Origin of the sequence: Reyranella sp. (assembly GCF_017305915.1) — a bacterium.
GTDB lineage: Bacteria > Pseudomonadota > Alphaproteobacteria > Reyranellales > Reyranellaceae > Reyranella.
Genome location: NZ_JAFKJN010000025.1, coordinates 26,021 through 42,143, shown reverse-complemented (window position 1 = coordinate 42,143; position 16,123 = coordinate 26,021). Strand labels below are relative to the sequence as shown.

The following is a 16,123-nucleotide window of genomic DNA, read 5'->3' as shown; positions in this document are numbered from 1 at the left end:
CCCCCTCCGTCGCGGATAGGGCACTTTCGCACAAAGGGCGAAAGTGCCGACGCGACACCTCCCCGGCTTCGCCAGGGAGGAAAGGCTCATGAGCAAGGCCGGTCTCATCCGGCTGGTCGTGCTGGTTGCCTTCTTCGGCGCGGTCGAGGCGCTCTGCCGGACGGGCGTGATCTCGCCCAAGCTGGTCATCGCGCCCACCGCGATGGTCGAGGCGATGGTCAACATGCTGGCCTCCGGCGAGATGAACGACGACATCCGTCAGACGCTGAGCTCCGTCGGCATCGCCATGGGCCTGTCGATCGTCGGCGGCTTCGCGCTGGGCTGCGTGCTCTACTGGGCGCCGCCGCTGCGCCGTACCTTCGATCCGTTCCTCGCCGCCTACTATTCGCTGCCGCACTTCGCCTTCTATCCGCTGCTGATCGTGATCTTCGGGCTGGGCTCGTTGCCGCTGATCGTGCTGGCGACGCTGTTTGCCATGGTGGCGATGATCCTGGCGACCCTGACCGGCCTCGACCGCATCCCGCGCGTGCTGATCAAGACCGCGCGCATGCAGCGGCTGTCGCTGCTCGCCGAGATCTGGCACATCCGCCTGCCGGCTGCCGCGCCGCATCTGTTCTCCGGGCTGAAGCTCGCCGTCACCTACTCCTTCATCGGCGTGATCGCCGGCGAGTTCATCGTGTCGACCAGCGGCCTCGGCCATCAGATCGCCTTCGCCTATGACAACTTCGACAACCGGACGATGTACGGCCTGATCCTGTTCGTGCTCTGCATCGCCATCGTCTTCAACCTGCTGGTCTTCGCCTACGAGCGGCGGCTGGCGCGGCAGCGCGGCCTGTGACCGCCGTCCGCACCCTGCGCGGCCCGCTGCTGCTCACCGTCACCCTGCTGGTGGCCTGGCAGCTCCTGCACCAATGGGCCGGCGACACCGCGCTGACCGCGCCCCTGCCGACGCTCGGGCATCTCTGGGAGATGATCGGCCAGAAGCGGTTCGTGCCGCACGTCACCGAGACCGGATTGGCTTTCCTGCAGGCGCTGGCGATCTCGTGGATCGGCGGCGTCGGTATCGGCGTGCTGCTGGGCGGCCACAAGCTCTCGGGCGAGGTCGCCGAGCCGATCCTGGTCGGCATCTACTCGCTGCCCAAGATCACGCTCTATCCGGTGATCCTGCTGCTGTTCGGGCTCGGCATGTCGGCCAAGGTCGCGTTCGGCGCCCTGCACGGCATCATCCCGGTGGCGCTGTTCACCATGAACGCGGTGCGCAACGTCAACCGCACCTATCCGCGCGCCGGCCGGTCGATGCGGCTCTCGCCGGCGCAGACGGCGTGGCACATCCTGATCCCGGCCACCCTGCCCGAGGTCTTCACCGGCCTGCGCATCGGCTTCTCGCTCACCCTGCTCGGCACCATGCTGGGCGAGCTGTTCGCCTCGCAGCGCGGCCTCGGCTTCCTGCTGATGACGGCGATCGATCTCAACGACGTGCAGACGATCCTCGCCATCGCCGTTCTGATCTCGCTGTTCGCCGTCGCCGCCAACTCGATCCTGCTGGCGATCGACAAGCGGCTGCATCGCGGAGCCGCGGCATGAGCGGCGTCGCGGTCGACCGCGAGCTCGGCGCGCCGCTGCATCACCAGATCTACCTCGTGCTGGCCGACGGCATCGCCGCCGGCCGCTATGCCGCCGGCGAGCGGCTGCCGACCGAGGAGCAGCTCGGCAAGCTGTTCAGCGTCTCGCGCATCACCGTGCGCCGCGCCATGGCGAGCCTGCAGAATGCCGGCCTGATCGAGCGCGGCGCCGGCCGCCGCACCGTGGTCAAGCCGCTGGGCAAGCCGCTCAAGGTGCCGATGGCCTCGGTGATCTCGAACATCGCGGCCTACGGCGCCCAGACCGTCGCCAAGGTGATCGAGTTCGGCTACGGCCCCGCACCCGCCTTCCTGCGCGACCGGCTGTGGGAGGGCGACCGACCGGTGCAGCGCGCCGTGCGCATCCGCAGCCAGGACGGTCAGCCGGTGATGCATCTCACCAGCTATGTCCCCCAGACCCTGGGCGGCACCTTCAGCCGCGCCGTGCTCGACCGCATCCCGATGTTCCAGCTTCTGACCCGCGCCGGCGCGCACATCTCGGCCGGCGAGCAGATCGTGTCGGCGACGCTCGCCGACCCGGTGGTGGCGTCGCGCCTCGAGATCAAGGTCGGCGCCGCGCTGATCGACGTGCGCACCATGATGCTCGACCAGAGGGGCCGTGCCGTCGAATACGTCGAGATGTTGGCGCCGCCCGAGCGCCTCAGCCTGCGCTTCGAGCTCGGCGCCGAGCAGTTCGTTTCCCTTTCACCGAAGTCGAGGAGGAGATCGCCATGAGCCAGGCAGCCAAGTTCAAAGCGATGCTGAAGAGCGGCAAGATGATCGTGGCGCCCGGCGCCATCGACTGCATCACCGGCCGGCTGATCGACCAGGCGGGCTTCGAAGCCGCCTACATGACCGGCGCCGGCACCTCGGCGACCTTGGGCTATCCCGACTACGGCCTGATCACCATGACCGAGATGGTCGCCAATGCCAGCCGCATCGCCAACTCGATCGGCATCCCGCTGATCAGCGACAGCGACACCGGCTTCGGCAACGAGCTCAACATGTTCCGCACCGTCCAGGAGTTCGAGCGCGCCGGCGTCGCCGCCATCCATGTCGAGGACCAGGTGTTCCCCAAGAAGTGCGGCCATCTCGACAACAAGGAGCTGGTGAGCCGCGAGGACTACATCGCGAAAATCCGTGCCGCAGCCGCCGCCAAGCGCACGCCTGACTTCACCGTCATCGCCCGCACCGATGCGCGCGCCGTCGCCGGCTTCGACGAGGCGATCGCCCGCGCCAGGCTGGCGCTCGAGAACGGCGCCGATGCCGTGTTCGTCGAGGCGCCGCAGACCATGGCCGAGGTCGAGCAGGTGCCGAAGCTGGTGAAAGGCCCGTGCCTCTTGAACATGGTGCGCGGCGGCAAGACGCCGGAAGTTCCGCTCGCCGATGCCGAGCGCATGGGCTACGCAATTTCGATCCTGCCGGGCCTGCTGCTGGGCAGCATCATCGCGATCTGCGACCAGACGCTCGCCGAGACGAAGCGACTCGGCAAGTATCCGCCGCCGCTGGTAGAGTCCTCGCCGGCCAAGACGTTCGCCCGTTTCGGCGCCGCCGACTGGGATGCTCGCCGCACCGCGTTCCGCGACGAGATCAAAGCCGCCGCCGAGTAGGAGAGGAAAGTACGATGACTGCCCCGCGGACCATGTTCGAGAAGATCTGGCAGCGCCACGTCGTGGTGGACCGGCCGGATGGCTACACCCTGCTCTACGTCGACCGTCACCTGATGCATGACGGCTCGTCGCCCGCCTATTCGCGCCTCAAGGCGCGCGGCATGGGCCTGCGCCGCGCCGATCGCGCCGCGGCGACGCCCGACCACTACGTCAAGACCGACAGCCGCACCAAGGACGTGCCGGATCCCGACCATCGCCGGCTGCTGAACGACATCACGACCAACTGCAACGAAGCCGGCGTGCAGCTCTTCGACCTCGGCGACGTCCGCCAGGGCATCATCCATGTCGTCGGCCCCGAGCAGGGCCTCAGCCAGCCCGGCATCACGCTGGTGTGCGGCGACTCGCACACCTCGACCCATGGCGCGCTGGGTGCGCTCGCCTTCGGCATCGGCTCGTCGGAAGTGACCCACGTCATGGCGACCCAGTGCCTGTGGCAGCGCAAGCCCAAGTCGATGCGCATCACCATCGACGGCACGCTCAGCCCGCACATCACCGGCAAGGATGTCATCCTCGCCATCATCGGCAAGATCGGCGCCGCCGGCGCGGTCGGCCACGTGATGGAATATGCCGGCAGCGCGATCCGCGGCCTGTCGATGGAAGGCCGCCTCACGCTCTGCAACATGTCGATCGAGGCCGGCGGCCGCGCCGGCATGGTCGCGCCCGACGAGACGACCTTCAACTACCTGAAGGGCAAGCCGTTCGCGCCCAAGGGCGAGAACTGGGACAAGGCGATGGCCTTCTGGAAGACTGTGCCGACCGAGGACGGTGCCACCTTCGACCGCGAGGTCACGCTGAACGCCGCGGAGATCGCGCCGATGGTGACCTGGGGCACCAGCCCCGAGGACGTGCTGTCGATCAACGGCCGCGTGCCCGATCCCGCCTCCGCCCCCGACCCGGGCAAGCAGGAGAACATGAAGCGCGCGCTGGAATACATGGACCTCAAGCCCGGCACGCCGATGGACGGCGTCGCCGTCGATCGCGTCTTCATCGGCTCGTGCACCAACAGCCGCATCGAGGACCTGCGCGCCGCCGCCGCGGTCGCCAAGGGCCGCAAGGCCCAGATCCCGGCGTGGGTGGTGGCCGGTTCCGGCCTGATCAAGGAGCAGGCCGAGGCCGAGGGCCTCGACAAGATCTTCCGCGAGGCCGGCTTCGACTGGCGCGAGCCCGGCTGCTCGATGTGCATCGGCGTCAACGGCGATGTCGGCGTGCGCGGCCAGCGCATCGCCTCGACGTCGAACCGCAACTTCGTCGGCCGCCAGGGCGTGGGCGTGCGCACGCACCTCGTGAGCCCGGCGATGGCCGCGGCGGCGGCCGTCACCGGCCACTTCACCGACGTACGCAAGCTGGTGGGCTGAGGAGCAGGACCATGGACGCTTTCACCACGCTCAAGGCCGTCGCGGTTCCGATCGACCAGGCCAACGTCGACACCGACCAGATCATCCCGGCCCGCTTCCTCGGCCGCACCCGCGACCGCCAGGTCGAGGGCTTCTTCCACGACTTCCGGCTCGATCCCAACGGCCGGCCGCGCGAGGGCGTGACCCTCAACAATCCGGCCTACAAGGGCGCCAGGATCATGGTCGGCAACACCAACTTCGCGTGCGGCTCCTCGCGCGAGAACGCGGTGACGACCATGGTCGACAACGGCTTCCGGGCGTTCATCGCGCCCAGCTTCGGCGACATCTTCTTCAACAACTGCTTCCAGAACGGCTGCCTGGCGATCCGCCTGCCGGCCGACCGCGTGGCGCGCATGCGGGTCATCCTGCACGAGCTGCCGGGTGCGGAGATCTCGATCGACCTCGCCAAGCAGACGGTGGTCGGCCCGGACGGCAAGACCGACAGCTTCGAGGTCGATTCCTTCCGCAAGGAGATGCTGCTGAAGGGCGCCGACGAGGTGAAGATCACGCTCGGCTACGACGCCGACATCAAGCGCTTCGAGGACAGGCAGCGCCAGGAGATGCCCTGGCTTTAGTCCAGGCGAGAACGAAACCCTCCCCATCTGAATGGGGAGGGTTTGCTTTTACCGATCCCGCAACTTCGGATCGATCGCATCGCGCAGGGCGTCGCCGAACAGGCTGGCGCCCAGCACGGTGAGGACGATCGCCAGGCCCGGGAAGATCGCGATCCAGGGCGCGGTCGTGGCGTAGTCCTCGGCGCTGCCCTGCAGCATCAGGCCCCAGGCCGCGACCGGCTCCTGCACGCCGAGGCCGAGATAGCTCAGCGACGCCTCGGCCAGGATCGCCTGGCCGACGAAGGCCGACAGCAGGATCAGGAACGGCGCCAGCACGTTGGGCACCATGTGGCAGAGCACGATGCGGGCGTGGCCGAAGCCCAGCGCGCGAGCGGCGTCGACGTAGGGCACCTCGCGCACCGCGAGCGCGCTCGCGCGCACGACGCGGCCGCAGCGCGGGATCAGCGGGATGGTGATGGCGATCACCACGTTGAACACGCCGGTGCCGAACACCGACACCACGGCCAGCGCCAGGATGATCAGCGGGAAGGCCATCAGGATGTCGAAGATGCGCTGCAGCACGAGGTCGAACCAGCCGCCGAAGTAGGCGCTGGTCACGCCCAGCACCAGGCCGATCAGGCCGCCGCCTACCGCCGCGCCGAAGCCCACGATCATCGCGGTGCGCGCGCCGTGGACCAGGCGGGAGAAGATGTCGCGGCCGAACTGGTCGGTGCCGAGGACGTGCGGCAGCCCCGGCGCCACCATCATCGAGGCGAAGTCGTTCTCCTCCGGGTCGAACGGCGCGATCCAATCGGCGGAGAGGCCGGCCACCGCGAACACCAGCACGATGATCAGGCCGGCCGTGCCGAGCGGCTTGCGGCGGGCGAAGTCGAGGACGCGGCCGAGCAGCGTGTGGCGGCGCCACAGGGCGTCGGCCTCGTCGGCGGCGGATGGGGTCGGGGGGGTGATGACGGCCATCGGACGACTCACGAATAGCGGATGCGCGGGTCGAGCCAGGCGTAGAGCACGTCGACCACGAGATTCACGACCACGAACACCAGCACGATCAGCATGACCAGCGCCTGGGCCAGCACGTTGTCCTGGTTCTGCACCGCCTGGACCAGCAGGCGGCCGATGCCGTTCAGGTTGAACACCTGCTCGGTGATGACCAGGCCGCCGATCAGAAACGCGAACTCGATGCCGATCAGCGTCACCACCGGCAACAGGGCGTTCTTGAGCGCATGGCGGTTGACCACGATCTGCTCCAGCAGCCCCTTGGCGCGGGCGGTGCGGATATAGTCCTCGCGCATCACCTCGAGCATCGCCGAGCGCGTGAGTCGCATGGTCACCGCCGAGTAGCGGTAGCCGACGGTGATCGCCGGCAGCAGCACGATCGAGAGATTGCGGATCGGGTCCTGCCACAGCGGCACGTAGTCGATCGGCGGAAGCCATGGCGTGCCGGTGATCATCGAGGAGACGTTGAGCACCAGGATCAGCGACATGATGCCGAGCCAGAAGGACGGCGTCGCGATGCCCGCGATCGCCACCACGCGCACCACATGGTCGAGCTTGGAGTTCTCCCTGAGCGCCGACAGGGTGCCGAGCGGGATCGCCAGCAGGACCGCGATCACCGTCGCCAGGATCGCCACCTCGAGCGATACCGGCAGCCGGATCAGGATCTCCTGCCATACCGGGTTGCCCGACCACATCGAGATGCCGAAGTCGAACATCGCGTAGTTCTTCAGGAACAGCAGGAACTGCACGACCATCGACTGGTCGAGCCCGAGCTGCTCGCGGCACAGCGCCAGCGCCCCCTGGTCGACGTGGGCGCCGCCCGAGCCCAGCCGGATCACGCACACGTCGCCCGGAATCAGGCGCATCAGGATGAAGACCAGGGCCGCCGCCCCTGCCAGCGTGGGGATCGCCAGCAGGAGCCGGGTGACGATGTAGCGGTGCATGCGCCGCTCCTTCCGGCGGTTACTTGTCGAGCCAGATGTTGGCGAGGTCTTGGTTCAGGTAGTGGCTGGGGCTGATCTTCCAGCCCTTCACGTACGACCGCCCCATGACGATGCGGTACCAGTAGGGCAGCACGATCTCGTGAACCTCGGTGTCGAGCGTGTGCTTCTCATAGGCGCGCATGGCGACCCTGAGCTTGGCCGGATCGGTCTCCTTCTGCATCGCCTCGTAGAGCTCGACCGACTTGGGGTCGTCATAGTAGCCGTAATTGTCCGGAAAGACCCTGTGCGGCAGGTACTTGCCGGTATCAAGCACCGGATTGACGACGCTCTGGCAGTTGGCCTCCATGGCGACGTCGAAAGTGCCGGCGCGCATGTTGGAGAACCACGGGCCGGTCGGCACGACCTTCTGCTCGACGTTGAGGCCGATCTTCTTCCATTCACCGATCACCCAGGTGCCGACGAACTTGTAGGGCTGGTCGACGTTGCGGTTGAGCAGCTCGAACTTCAGCCCCTCGGCGCCGGCCTCCTTCAGGAGCTTCTTGGCCTCGGCGCGCGACTTCTCGATGTCGGGCCAGTAGCCCGGCATGGTCTGCAGCTCTTCCTTGGTCGCGGCGAGCGGTGAGCCCGGGAAGACGATGCCGCCCACGGTGCGGACGTTGGCGATCTTGGACAGCGCCGGCGCGCCCTTCCACTGGTCGATGGCGAGCGCCAGCGCCTTGCGCACGCGCACGTCGTCGAACGGCTTCTTCTGATGGTTGGGTGTCAGGATGTTGCCGCAGTTCCAGTCGCTGTCCTGGACCCAGATCTTGTCGCCCAGCTCCTTGGTCAGCTGGTCGCGTGCCGACGGCGGCAGGCCGCGGAACTCGATCGAGGCGCGGTCGGCTTTCAGGGCATCGGTTCGCACCGACTGCTTCTCGGCGAAGATGCCGACGATGCCGTCGAGATACGGCCGGCCCTTGAGATAGTAGTCCTTGTTGCGCTCGCCGGTGATCGACTGGCCGACCTCGATCTTGACGAGCTTGAACGGGCCCGAGCCCATGATGTTCTTCTCGTACCAGTGCGGATCCTTCTCGAGGATCTCCTTCTTGTAGATCCAGGCATAAGGATCGGCCAACGCCGGCAGGAAAGCCGCCGTCGCGTACTTGAGCTTGAACACGACGGTGCTGTCGTCGGTCGCGTTAACCGAGTCGACCATCTCGTAGAAGCTCTGCCGCGCGCTGACCACGCCCTTGGGCGGCTTGACGATGTACTGCCAGCTCAGCGCCACGTCCTTGGCGGTGAGCTTGCTGCCGTCGTGGAACTTCACGTTGTCGCGGATCTTGAAGGTCCAGGTCTTGCCGTCGTCGGTCGGCTTGGGCATCTCGGTACACAGGTCGCAGACGAACTCGGTGGTCGAGGCCGGGTTGTCGGGCGGCACGCGGATCAGCACGCTGTAGTACGGCGCCGCAGTGTGGATCGTGGCGTAGGTCGTCTCGCGATGCGCGTCGAGGCTCGGCGGCGCGTCGGCGGGGATCACATAGGTGAGCGTGCCGCCCTGTTTCGGCTGCTCCGCTCCTGCCGGGGTGAACGCGAACGCTGTCAGCAAACTCAGGGCAATACCTGCTCCCGTCCGTACGCTCATCGCTTCCTCCACTGTTCCTGCTTCTTCTTGTTGTCGTGCTAGTGCACCTCGCTGCACGCGACCCAATGGCCGGGCCTCATCTCCCGGAGCTCGGGCCGCGCCTTCTTGCAATTGTCGACCGCCATCGGGCAGCGCGGATGGAACACGCAGCCACTCGGCGGGTTGATCGGACTGGGCACCTCGCCCTTGGCCGGCCGGAACTGGCGCCGCGCCTCGACCCTGGGATCGGGCACCGGCACTGCCGACAACAGCGCCTGGGTGTAGGGGTGCAAGGGATGGTCGAACAGCTCGTCGCTCTCGGCCATCTCGACGATGCGGCCGAGATACATGACCGCGACCCGCTGGCAGAGATGGCGCACCACCGAGAGATCATGGGCGATGAAGAGATAGGTGAGATGGAAGCGCTCGCGCAGGTCCTCGAGCAGGTTCACCACCTGCGCCTGGATCGACACGTCGAGCGCCGAAACCGCCTCGTCGCAGACGATGAACTCCGGATCCATCGCCAGCGCGCGAGCGATGCCGACGCGCTGGCGTTGGCCGCCCGACATCTCATGCGGGTAGCGATCGACGAACTTCGGATCGAGACCGCAGACCGACAGCAGGTCCCTCACTTTGTCGCGGCGGCGGCGCGGATCGGGCTCCAGCCCGTGCACGCGGATCGGCTCGGCGATGATGTCGCCCACCTTCATGCGCGGATTGAGCGACGAGTAAGGGTCCTGGAAGATCACCTGCATGCGCCGGCGCAGGCCCACCAGCTCGCGCGGCGCCAGCCGGGCGATGTCCTGGCCGTCATAGAGGATCTGGCCCTGGGTCGGCTTCTCGAGCCGCAGGATGCAGCGGCCGGTCGTGGTCTTGCCGCAGCCACTCTCGCCGACCAGACCCAGGGTCTCGCCGCGGGCGATCGAGAAATCGATGCCGTCGACCGCCTTCACCTCGCCGACCCTGCGGCTCACCACGATCCCCTCGGTGATCGGGAAGTGCATGGCGAGGCCGCGCACCTCGAGCAATGGCGCGGGGCGGGGCTGGTCCCTCATGCCGCGGACTCCCGGGCGCTGTCGCGCGCCGCCGCCACCTCGGCGCTGCGAAAGCACGCGGCAAGGTGGCCGCTGCCGACCGTCTCGAGCGCCGGCATCGACCGGCCGCAGGCCTCGACCGCGAAGCGGCAGCGCGGTCGGAAGGCGCAGCCGCCATCGAGCTTGGTGAGATCGGGCGGCGAGCCCTCGACCGGATCGAGCCGCGCCCGCCGCGGCTGGTCGAGTCGCGGCACCGACTTCAGCAGCGCCACCGTATAGGGATGGCGCGGCTCGTGATAGATCGCCTCGGCGCTGCCGGCCTCGACGATGCGGCCGGCATACATGACGTTGACGCGGGCCGCGTAGCGCGCCACGACGCCAAGATTGTGGGTGATGATGATCTGCGCCACGCCCATCCTCTCGGTCAGCGACTTCATCAACTCGAGGATCTGCGCCTGGATGGTGACGTCGAGCGCGGTGGTCGGCTCGTCGGCAATGATCAGCTTGGGATTGCAGGCGAGCGCGACCGCGACCATCACCCGCTGGCGCATGCCGCCGGAGAGCTGGTGCGGATACTGGCGCAGCCGGCGCCGCGGATCGGCGATGCCGACCATCTCGAGCAATTCGACGGCGCGCTTGTCGGCGGTCGCGCGGTCGGCTCCCTGATGCTGCTCCAGCGTCTCGGTGATCTGCCGGCCGATGGTGAGCACCGGGTTGAGCGAGGTCATCGGCTCCTGGAACACCATGCCGATGTCGCGGCCGCGGATCTTGCGCATGTCCTCTTCGGAGAGCTTGCGCAGGTCGCGGCCGGCGAACAGCACTTCGCCGCCGATGATTCGGCCCGGCGGATCGGGAATCAGCCGCAGGATCGACAGCGCCTCGACAGACTTGCCCGAGCCGCTCTCGCCCACGATCGCAACGGTCTCGCCGGCTTCGACGGTATAAGAAATGCCGTCGACGGCGCGGACGATGCCCGCACCGGTGCGAAACTCCGTACGAAGCTCCCGTACCTCCAACAATGGCGGCATACGGTCTTCCTGCGCGCTACCCGCGCGAGGACGCACGAATCCAAGCGAACTGGACGCTGGCGCACACCCCTACGGCAGCACGTCGTCTCTACTGTTGTGAAGCCTGTTTCCTCGCACTCGCTGCCCGTCATTACCCGCGGGCGCGGCCTCTTTCGGACCGCGGAAAGCTTACGAGACGCTTACGATGGCGGCAAGCGTTCGTCCGCGACATGCGGCCGCGTCGCCGCGAGCGACGCGAACGCCGCCAGGACTCCGAGGCTGCCGAACAGCGTGAGTGAAAGCATGTAGCCGCCGCTCCAGTCGCGTAGCGCGCCCGACAGCACCGGGCCGACCGCCTGCGCCAGCGTCTGCACGCTCAGCACCACGCCGCGGATGGCGCCGAAGCTCTCACGGCCGAAATAGTCGGCCCACGCCACCGGCAGCAGCGTCATCAGCCCGCCAATGCCGAGCCCGAACAATCCGGCCGCGAGGTAGGCGCCGTGCACGGTCCGAACGCCGATCAGCGCGAAGCAGCCGATCGCCAGCAGCACCGCCGCCCCGGTCATGGCGAAGCGCAGCGGCAGGCGCCGCGGCAGGAAGCCGAGGCCGAAGCCCGACACCGCCGACATCGCCGAGAACACGCTGATCACCGTCGCGGCGGCGATCGGCGTCAGGCCGCGCTCGATCAGGTGCGCCGCCTGGTGGAGGCTGACGCCCGCCTGCACCGGATAGACCAGCACGGTGTAGAGCGACAGCAGCCAGAAGGCGCGCGTGCGCATCGCCTCGGCGCGGCTGAAGCGCGGCTCGGCCGCCGCCGCCTTGGCGCCAGGCTTGGCATGGTCGACGGCAAGGCCGAGATCCTCCGGCCGGCGCACCAGGAGCAGCCAGACCGGCAGGAAGCCCACGACCAGCACCGTCATGCCGACCGCCATCCAGCCGGCGCGCCAGCCGCCGTCATGCATGGCGAGCTGGGCGATGATCGGGATCGCGACCAGACCCAGCATCTGGAACAGGGTGGCGAAGGCGGTGGCGAAGGTGCGCCGGGCGACGAACCAGTTGTTCACCGAGGCATAGAGCCCGAGATCGAACGGGCTCGCCCAGACCATGCGGGCGAAGACGAACAGGCAGTAGAAGACGATCAGCGACTGGGCGAGCGACAGCGCCATGGTCGAGAGCCCGGTCGCCAGCACGGCGAGGCAGAGGATCAGCCGCGGCCCGCGCCGGTCGAGCACCGGCCCCAGGATCGGCGACACGAACGCCGCCAGCAGCCCACCCAGCGACACCGCGCCGGCGATCGAGGCGCGCGACCAGCCGAACGCCTCGGTCATCGGCACGACGAAGACCGACAGCACCGCCACCGCCGGCCCCTGGCGCGCGAAGCCCGCCAGGCAGATGCAGCCCAGCACCACCCAGCCGTAGTAGAAGGGCAGCCGCGGTGCGAGCAGGCGCGGCAAAATCGGCGGCCGCATCGCGATGTCTGCGCGCGCCATCAGCGGCCCGCCATTGTTGTCTCCTCCCGAGGAGCGCTATTGTTCCGCATGGCCGCGGGCGACTCCATCCCTATCATCGATCTCGGCCCGTACCTCGCCGGCACGCCGGGGGCGCAGCAGGACGCCGCGCGCCAACTGCGCCACGCCCTGACCGAGATCGGCTTCTACTACATCGTCAACCATGGCATTCCGCGCGCGCGGATCGCCGACATCTACGCCGCAGCGGCGCGCTTCCATGCGCTGCCGCTCGACGAGAAGATGAAGATCCGCATCGACAAGCACAATGTCGGCTACCTGCCGATGAAGGGCGACACGCTGCGCACCTCGGTGGTGCAGGCCGTGACGCGGCCCAACCTCAACGAGGCATTGTTCGTCGCCCGCGATCTCGCGCCGGATCATCCCGACGTGGTCGCCGACAAGCGTTTCCGCAGCGCCAACCAGTGGCCGGCCGACCTGCCCGGCTTCCGCGACACGGTGATGGGCTACTGCGACGCGCTGGAAGCGCTGGTGAAGAAGCTGGTCCGGCTCTACGCCGTGGCGCTCGAGCTGCCGCCGACCTGGTTCGACAACGCGTTCGACGACCTCCAGTACAAGCTGCGCATGACCCACTACCCGCCGCAGGAACCGACGGCGGAGGACGACTTCGGCATCGCGCCGCACACCGACACCAGCTTCCTGACCGTGCTAGCGCCCAACGAGGTGTCGGGCCTGGCGATCCGCAGGCAGGACGGCCAATGGCTCGACGCGCCGCCGATCGCCGACGCCTTCGTCGTCAACGGCGGGCAGCTCCTCTTGCGCTGGACCAACGACCGCTTCCTGGCGACGCCGCACCGCGCGATCAACCGCAGCGGCGGCGAGCGCTATGCGCTGGCCTTCTTCTGCGACGCCAAGATCGACTGGCCGATTGCCGCGGTGCCGACGACCGTCGGCCCGGACAAGCCGCCCAAGTACGAGACGACCTGGTACACCGACTACATGGTCGCGTATCAGAAGCGGACCTACGACTTGCTGCAGCAAGCCGCCGAGTAAAGAGGAGAGAATTATGGCCGTGGTGGAAACCGAGCGTCACGGGCAAGTGCTCGTCGTGCGCATGAACCGTCCGGAGCGCCTCAACGCGCTCAACACCGAGATTCGTTCGGAGCTCGCCCGCATCTGGACCGATTTCCGGCACGACAAGCATCTGGAGGTCGCGATCTTCACCGGCACCGGCCGCGGCTTCTGCGCCGGCGAGGACATGAAGGAGTCGCTGGAGAAGGGCCGGCCGGGCGGCGAGCGGCCGAAGATGGCCGACCCGTTCATGTCGGGCGCGCTGGAGAAGCCGGTGATCGCCGCGGTCAACGGCTTCGCCATGGGCGGCGGCTTCATGCTGGTCGAGCGCACCGACCTGCGGGTCGCCGTGCGCGAAGCGGTGTTCGAGGTCTCCGAGGCCAAGCGCTGGCTGCTCGGCGGCTACAATCACGGCCACGTCGCCAACCTGCCCTACCCGATCGCCATGGAGATGGCGCTGGGCTTCCGCTTCACCGCGCAGCGCTTCTACGAAGTGGGCTTCCTGAACCGCATCGTCGACGCCGCCGACCTGATGCCGACGGCGCTCGGCATGGCCGAGCACCTGCTCACCCTGCCGCCGGCCTCGCGGGTCAACACCGTGCACATGATGCGCCACATGCGGCCGCAGGCGAGCGCCGAGCAGCAGATGCTGGCCGCCGCGCTGCACGACCACGGCGACAAGAACGACCTGATGGAATCGCGCGCCGCCTTCGCCGAGAAGCGCAAGCCCAACTTCAAGGGCTGGCACGATTCCGAGGACCGCTACCGCCTGCCAACCCTCGACAGCGCCCGCGCCAAGTATCGGTAGCCCAGCCCGCGCTTCATCTCCGGGGGCCTAGCGCTCTTCCGGCAGCGAGACCAACGGCAGCCGGAACCGGGCGCTCGGCCCCGAGATGCTCGCCGGCAGTGGCGCATAGGGCGAGCCCTGGCGGATACCGCTGAGCACGCCCTGGTCCATCGCGGCGACGCCGCTGGAACGGACGACCTCGGCGCTGAGCAGCCGGCCGTCGCGCGCGATGGTGACCATCACCACGGTGAGGCCCTCCATCACCGGCGCATCGACGTGATAGCGGTAGCCGCGCAGCCTGGCGACCACCTGCCAGAGATAGTTCTGTTCGGCGGTTGCCCGATTGCGCTCGTCGGCCGGATTGACGAACGGCGACGATGGCGCCGTCGGTATGTCCTGGCGCCGTGCCACCGCCGGCGGCTGCTGCGACTGCGGCCCCACCAGCGGCGAGGGCCGCGGCTGCTGATGCGGCGTCACGGAAGGAGGTGGCGGCGCTGGACGCGGCTGCGGCTGGGGATGCGCAACGGCGGGCGGCGGTTCGGGGGGCTTGGGCCTCGGTGGAGGCGGCGGCCCGATCGTCGGGCCCAGTGTCGGCTTCGGGAAGGGCTGCAGAGGCGGCCGGTCCGGCGGCGGCACGGGCGACGGCGGGTTGGGGGCCACCATGGCGGTCTCGGTCGGCGGCGGCGGCGACGGCGGTTGCGGCACCGCCTGGTCGAGCGACCGTGGCGGTGGCGCGGCAACATCCTTCGGCGCCTCGCCCGAAGGCCGGACCTGCGTCGCCTTGTCGGCCTCGACCTCGGCCGGCGGCTTCAGCCCGTCGACGGGCGGCGGAACAGGCTTTGGCTGCGCCTGTTGCGGCGGCGGTGGCGGAGGTGGCTCCGGCGGCTTGGGCCTCTCGACCGTGATCTCGATCGGGTCTTCCTGCGGCACGATGGTCGGCCGGTAGGCCGCCAGCCCCCACAAGGCCAGCGCCGCCAGCGCATGCAGCAACGCGGCCAGGGCCATGGCCTCGGGCGACATGCGGCCGGAGCTGGCCGAGGGTACGCTGGCAACGTGATCCATACGCGGTACGGGTCGTCAGCCCGCCATGACCGGCTCGCTGCCGACGATGGTGGTGCGATGCATGACGCGGCGCTCGGTGGGATCGTGCGGCGTCACCGCGTGCACGGTGCAGCGGTTGTCCCACATCAGCACGTCATGCGGCTCCCAGACATGGCGGTACATGTAGTGCGGCTGCGCGGCGAACTCCGACAGCTCCTCGACCAGCCGGATCGACGCCTTCTCGTCGAGGCCTTCGATCGCGTCATTGTAGATCGAGCTGATGTAGAGCGACTTGCGGCCGCTCACCGGATGGCGGCGCACCATCGGATGCCAGACCGCGGGCATCGCCGCCTGCTCGGCCTTGGTCGGGGCCGGCGCGCCGGTGATCCGGTGCAGCATGCCGAAGTCGTGCCGCGCCCTGCGGCCCTCGACCTGGCGGCGCAGGGATTCGGGCAGGTCGTCGTAGACCTCGTACATGTTGATGAACTGGGTGATACCGCCGGTGCGGCTGATCTCGATGCCGTGCAGCAGCGAGCCGACGCTGGGCATCGGCCGGTAGCTCGAATCGGTGTGCCACTGGCGCGCCGAGGAGAGCTGCTTCTGCGACGGCTCGGCCGGCGTCATCAGCCGGTCGTTCTCGTCGACATTGGAGACCAGGAAGATCTCCTTCACCCGATCCGAGCGCAGGCTGAGCGAGGTCTGGTGGAAGACCTCGGGCTCGCCGAAATGGCGCGTGAAGGCGACGTGCTCCTGGTCGCTGACGCGCTGGTCCGGGAAGACCAGCACGAGATGCTCGGTCCAGGCGTCGACGACCGCCTGGCGGACGGCGGCGTCCATCGGCCGGCGCATGTCGACGCCGCAGACCTCGGCGCCCAGCGCGGGATGGCGAGGGATGACGGTGATGGTCATGATCCGCAATGGT

16 protein-coding genes are annotated in these 16,123 nt (G+C 68.4%); 8 read left to right on the top strand and 8 right to left on the bottom strand.

Features of this window, described 5'->3' with window-relative positions; genetic code table 11:
* Positions 1-88: 88 nt before the first annotated feature.
* Genes J0J01_RS23805 through leuD form a run of 6 tightly spaced genes read left to right on the top strand, consistent with a single transcriptional unit; the run spans position 89 to position 5,258 of the window.
* On the top strand, positions 89-838 hold the full coding sequence (locus J0J01_RS23805; protein ID WP_296385258.1) for an ABC transporter permease: 750 nt from the start codon (positions 89-91) through the stop codon (positions 836-838).
* Complete coding sequence (locus J0J01_RS23800) at positions 835-1,584, top strand: ABC transporter permease subunit (RefSeq protein ID WP_296385256.1); 750 nt, start codon at positions 835-837, stop codon at positions 1,582-1,584. The genes J0J01_RS23805 and J0J01_RS23800 overlap by 4 nt, the downstream gene beginning before the upstream one ends.
* Positions 1,581-2,354, top strand: a complete 774-nt coding sequence (locus J0J01_RS23795; protein ID WP_296385254.1) for a GntR family transcriptional regulator — start codon at positions 1,581-1,583, stop codon at positions 2,352-2,354. The genes J0J01_RS23800 and J0J01_RS23795 overlap by 4 nt, the downstream gene beginning before the upstream one ends.
* Positions 2,351-3,229 carry an isocitrate lyase/PEP mutase family protein gene (locus tag J0J01_RS23790; RefSeq protein WP_296385251.1) on the top strand — a complete coding sequence of 293 codons (879 nt, stop codon included), beginning with the start codon at positions 2,351-2,353 and terminating at the stop codon, positions 3,227-3,229. The genes J0J01_RS23795 and J0J01_RS23790 overlap by 4 nt, the downstream gene beginning before the upstream one ends.
* Before the next feature lie 14 nt (positions 3,230-3,243).
* A complete protein-coding gene (gene leuC / locus J0J01_RS23785; RefSeq protein ID WP_296385249.1) occupies positions 3,244-4,644 on the top strand; it encodes a 3-isopropylmalate dehydratase large subunit in 1,401 nt (466 codons plus the stop codon).
* A gap of 11 nt (positions 4,645-4,655) precedes the next feature.
* Positions 4,656-5,258: a 3-isopropylmalate dehydratase small subunit gene (leuD, locus tag J0J01_RS23780; protein WP_296385247.1), complete on the top strand. Its 603-nt coding sequence runs from the start codon at positions 4,656-4,658 to the stop codon at positions 5,256-5,258.
* Positions 5,259-5,306: 48 nt separating this feature from the next.
* Here leuD and J0J01_RS23775 read toward each other — a convergent pair whose 3' ends face one another.
* From J0J01_RS23775 to J0J01_RS23750, 6 genes are all read right to left on the bottom strand, one after another.
* Positions 5,307-6,215, bottom strand: a complete 909-nt coding sequence (locus tag J0J01_RS23775; RefSeq protein ID WP_296385244.1) for an ABC transporter permease — start codon at positions 6,213-6,215, stop codon at positions 5,307-5,309.
* Between the two features lie 8 nt (positions 6,216-6,223).
* The gene (locus J0J01_RS23770) at positions 6,224-7,195 is read right to left on the bottom strand and encodes an ABC transporter permease (protein ID WP_296385243.1); all 972 of its coding nucleotides are present in this window, start codon (positions 7,193-7,195) and stop codon (positions 6,224-6,226) included.
* 19 nt (positions 7,196-7,214) lie between these two features.
* Positions 7,215-8,780, bottom strand: coding sequence for an ABC transporter substrate-binding protein (locus J0J01_RS23765; RefSeq protein WP_296385241.1), 1,566 nt, complete (start codon positions 8,778-8,780; stop codon positions 7,215-7,217).
* Between the two features lie 74 nt (positions 8,781-8,854).
* Positions 8,855-9,850 (bottom strand): ABC transporter ATP-binding protein, encoded by a 996-nt coding sequence (locus tag J0J01_RS23760; RefSeq protein ID WP_296385239.1) that lies wholly within the window; start codon positions 9,848-9,850, stop codon positions 8,855-8,857.
* Positions 9,847-10,857: an ABC transporter ATP-binding protein gene (locus tag J0J01_RS23755; protein ID WP_296385237.1), complete on the bottom strand. Its 1,011-nt coding sequence runs from the start codon at positions 10,855-10,857 to the stop codon at positions 9,847-9,849. The genes J0J01_RS23760 and J0J01_RS23755 overlap by 4 nt, the downstream gene beginning before the upstream one ends.
* 179 nt (positions 10,858-11,036) lie before the next feature.
* Positions 11,037-12,326 carry an MFS transporter gene (locus tag J0J01_RS23750; RefSeq protein WP_296385235.1) on the bottom strand — a complete coding sequence of 430 codons (1,290 nt, stop codon included), beginning with the start codon at positions 12,324-12,326 and terminating at the stop codon, positions 11,037-11,039.
* 48 nt (positions 12,327-12,374) lie between these two features.
* On the opposite strand from J0J01_RS23750, the gene J0J01_RS23745 reads away from it, so the two are divergent.
* Positions 12,375-13,355 (top strand): 2-oxoglutarate and iron-dependent oxygenase domain-containing protein, encoded by a 981-nt coding sequence (locus J0J01_RS23745; RefSeq protein ID WP_296385234.1) that lies wholly within the window; start codon positions 12,375-12,377, stop codon positions 13,353-13,355.
* Between the two features lie 13 nt (positions 13,356-13,368).
* A complete protein-coding gene (locus J0J01_RS23740; RefSeq protein ID WP_296385233.1) occupies positions 13,369-14,181 on the top strand; it encodes an enoyl-CoA hydratase-related protein in 813 nt (270 codons plus the stop codon).
* Between the two features lie 27 nt (positions 14,182-14,208).
* Here the strand turns inward: J0J01_RS23740 and J0J01_RS23735 are convergent, their stop codons facing one another.
* A complete protein-coding gene (locus tag J0J01_RS23735) occupies positions 14,209-15,180 on the bottom strand; it encodes a TonB family protein (protein ID WP_296385231.1) in 972 nt (323 codons plus the stop codon).
* A gap of 57 nt (positions 15,181-15,237) precedes the next feature.
* On the bottom strand, positions 15,238-16,110 hold the full coding sequence (locus J0J01_RS23730) for a TauD/TfdA family dioxygenase (RefSeq protein ID WP_296385229.1): 873 nt from the start codon (positions 16,108-16,110) through the stop codon (positions 15,238-15,240).
* Positions 16,111-16,123: the final 13 nt, after the last annotated feature.

Bases quoted from the DNA above. Each gene is read 5' to 3' on its own strand.
- J0J01_RS23805 (WP_296385258.1), top strand. From the start codon at position 89: ATGAGCAAGGCCGGTCTCATCCGGCTGGTCGTGCTGGTTGCCTTCTTC.
- J0J01_RS23795 (WP_296385254.1), top strand. From the start codon at position 1,581: ATGAGCGGCGTCGCGGTCGACCGCGAGCTCGGCGCGCCGCTGCATCAC.
- J0J01_RS23790 (WP_296385251.1), top strand. From the start codon at position 2,351: ATGAGCCAGGCAGCCAAGTTCAAAGCGATGCTGAAGAGCGGCAAGATG.
- leuC (WP_296385249.1), top strand. From the start codon at position 3,244: ATGACTGCCCCGCGGACCATGTTCGAGAAGATCTGGCAGCGCCACGTC.
- leuD (WP_296385247.1), top strand. From the start codon at position 4,656: ATGGACGCTTTCACCACGCTCAAGGCCGTCGCGGTTCCGATCGACCAG.
- J0J01_RS23775 (WP_296385244.1), bottom strand. From the start codon at position 6,215: ATGGCCGTCATCACCCCCCCGACCCCATCCGCCGCCGACGAGGCCGAC.
- J0J01_RS23770 (WP_296385243.1), bottom strand. From the start codon at position 7,195: ATGCACCGCTACATCGTCACCCGGCTCCTGCTGGCGATCCCCACGCTG.
- J0J01_RS23760 (WP_296385239.1), bottom strand. From the start codon at position 9,850: ATGAGGGACCAGCCCCGCCCCGCGCCATTGCTCGAGGTGCGCGGCCTC.
- J0J01_RS23755 (WP_296385237.1), bottom strand. From the start codon at position 10,857: ATGCCGCCATTGTTGGAGGTACGGGAGCTTCGTACGGAGTTTCGCACC.
- J0J01_RS23750 (WP_296385235.1), bottom strand. From the start codon at position 12,326: ATGGCGCGCGCAGACATCGCGATGCGGCCGCCGATTTTGCCGCGCCTG.
- J0J01_RS23745 (WP_296385234.1), top strand. From the start codon at position 12,375: ATGGCCGCGGGCGACTCCATCCCTATCATCGATCTCGGCCCGTACCTC.
- J0J01_RS23740 (WP_296385233.1), top strand. From the start codon at position 13,369: ATGGCCGTGGTGGAAACCGAGCGTCACGGGCAAGTGCTCGTCGTGCGC.
- J0J01_RS23735 (WP_296385231.1), bottom strand. From the start codon at position 15,180: ATGTCGCCCGAGGCCATGGCCCTGGCCGCGTTGCTGCATGCGCTGGCG.
- J0J01_RS23730 (WP_296385229.1), bottom strand. From the start codon at position 16,110: ATGACCATCACCGTCATCCCTCGCCATCCCGCGCTGGGCGCCGAGGTC.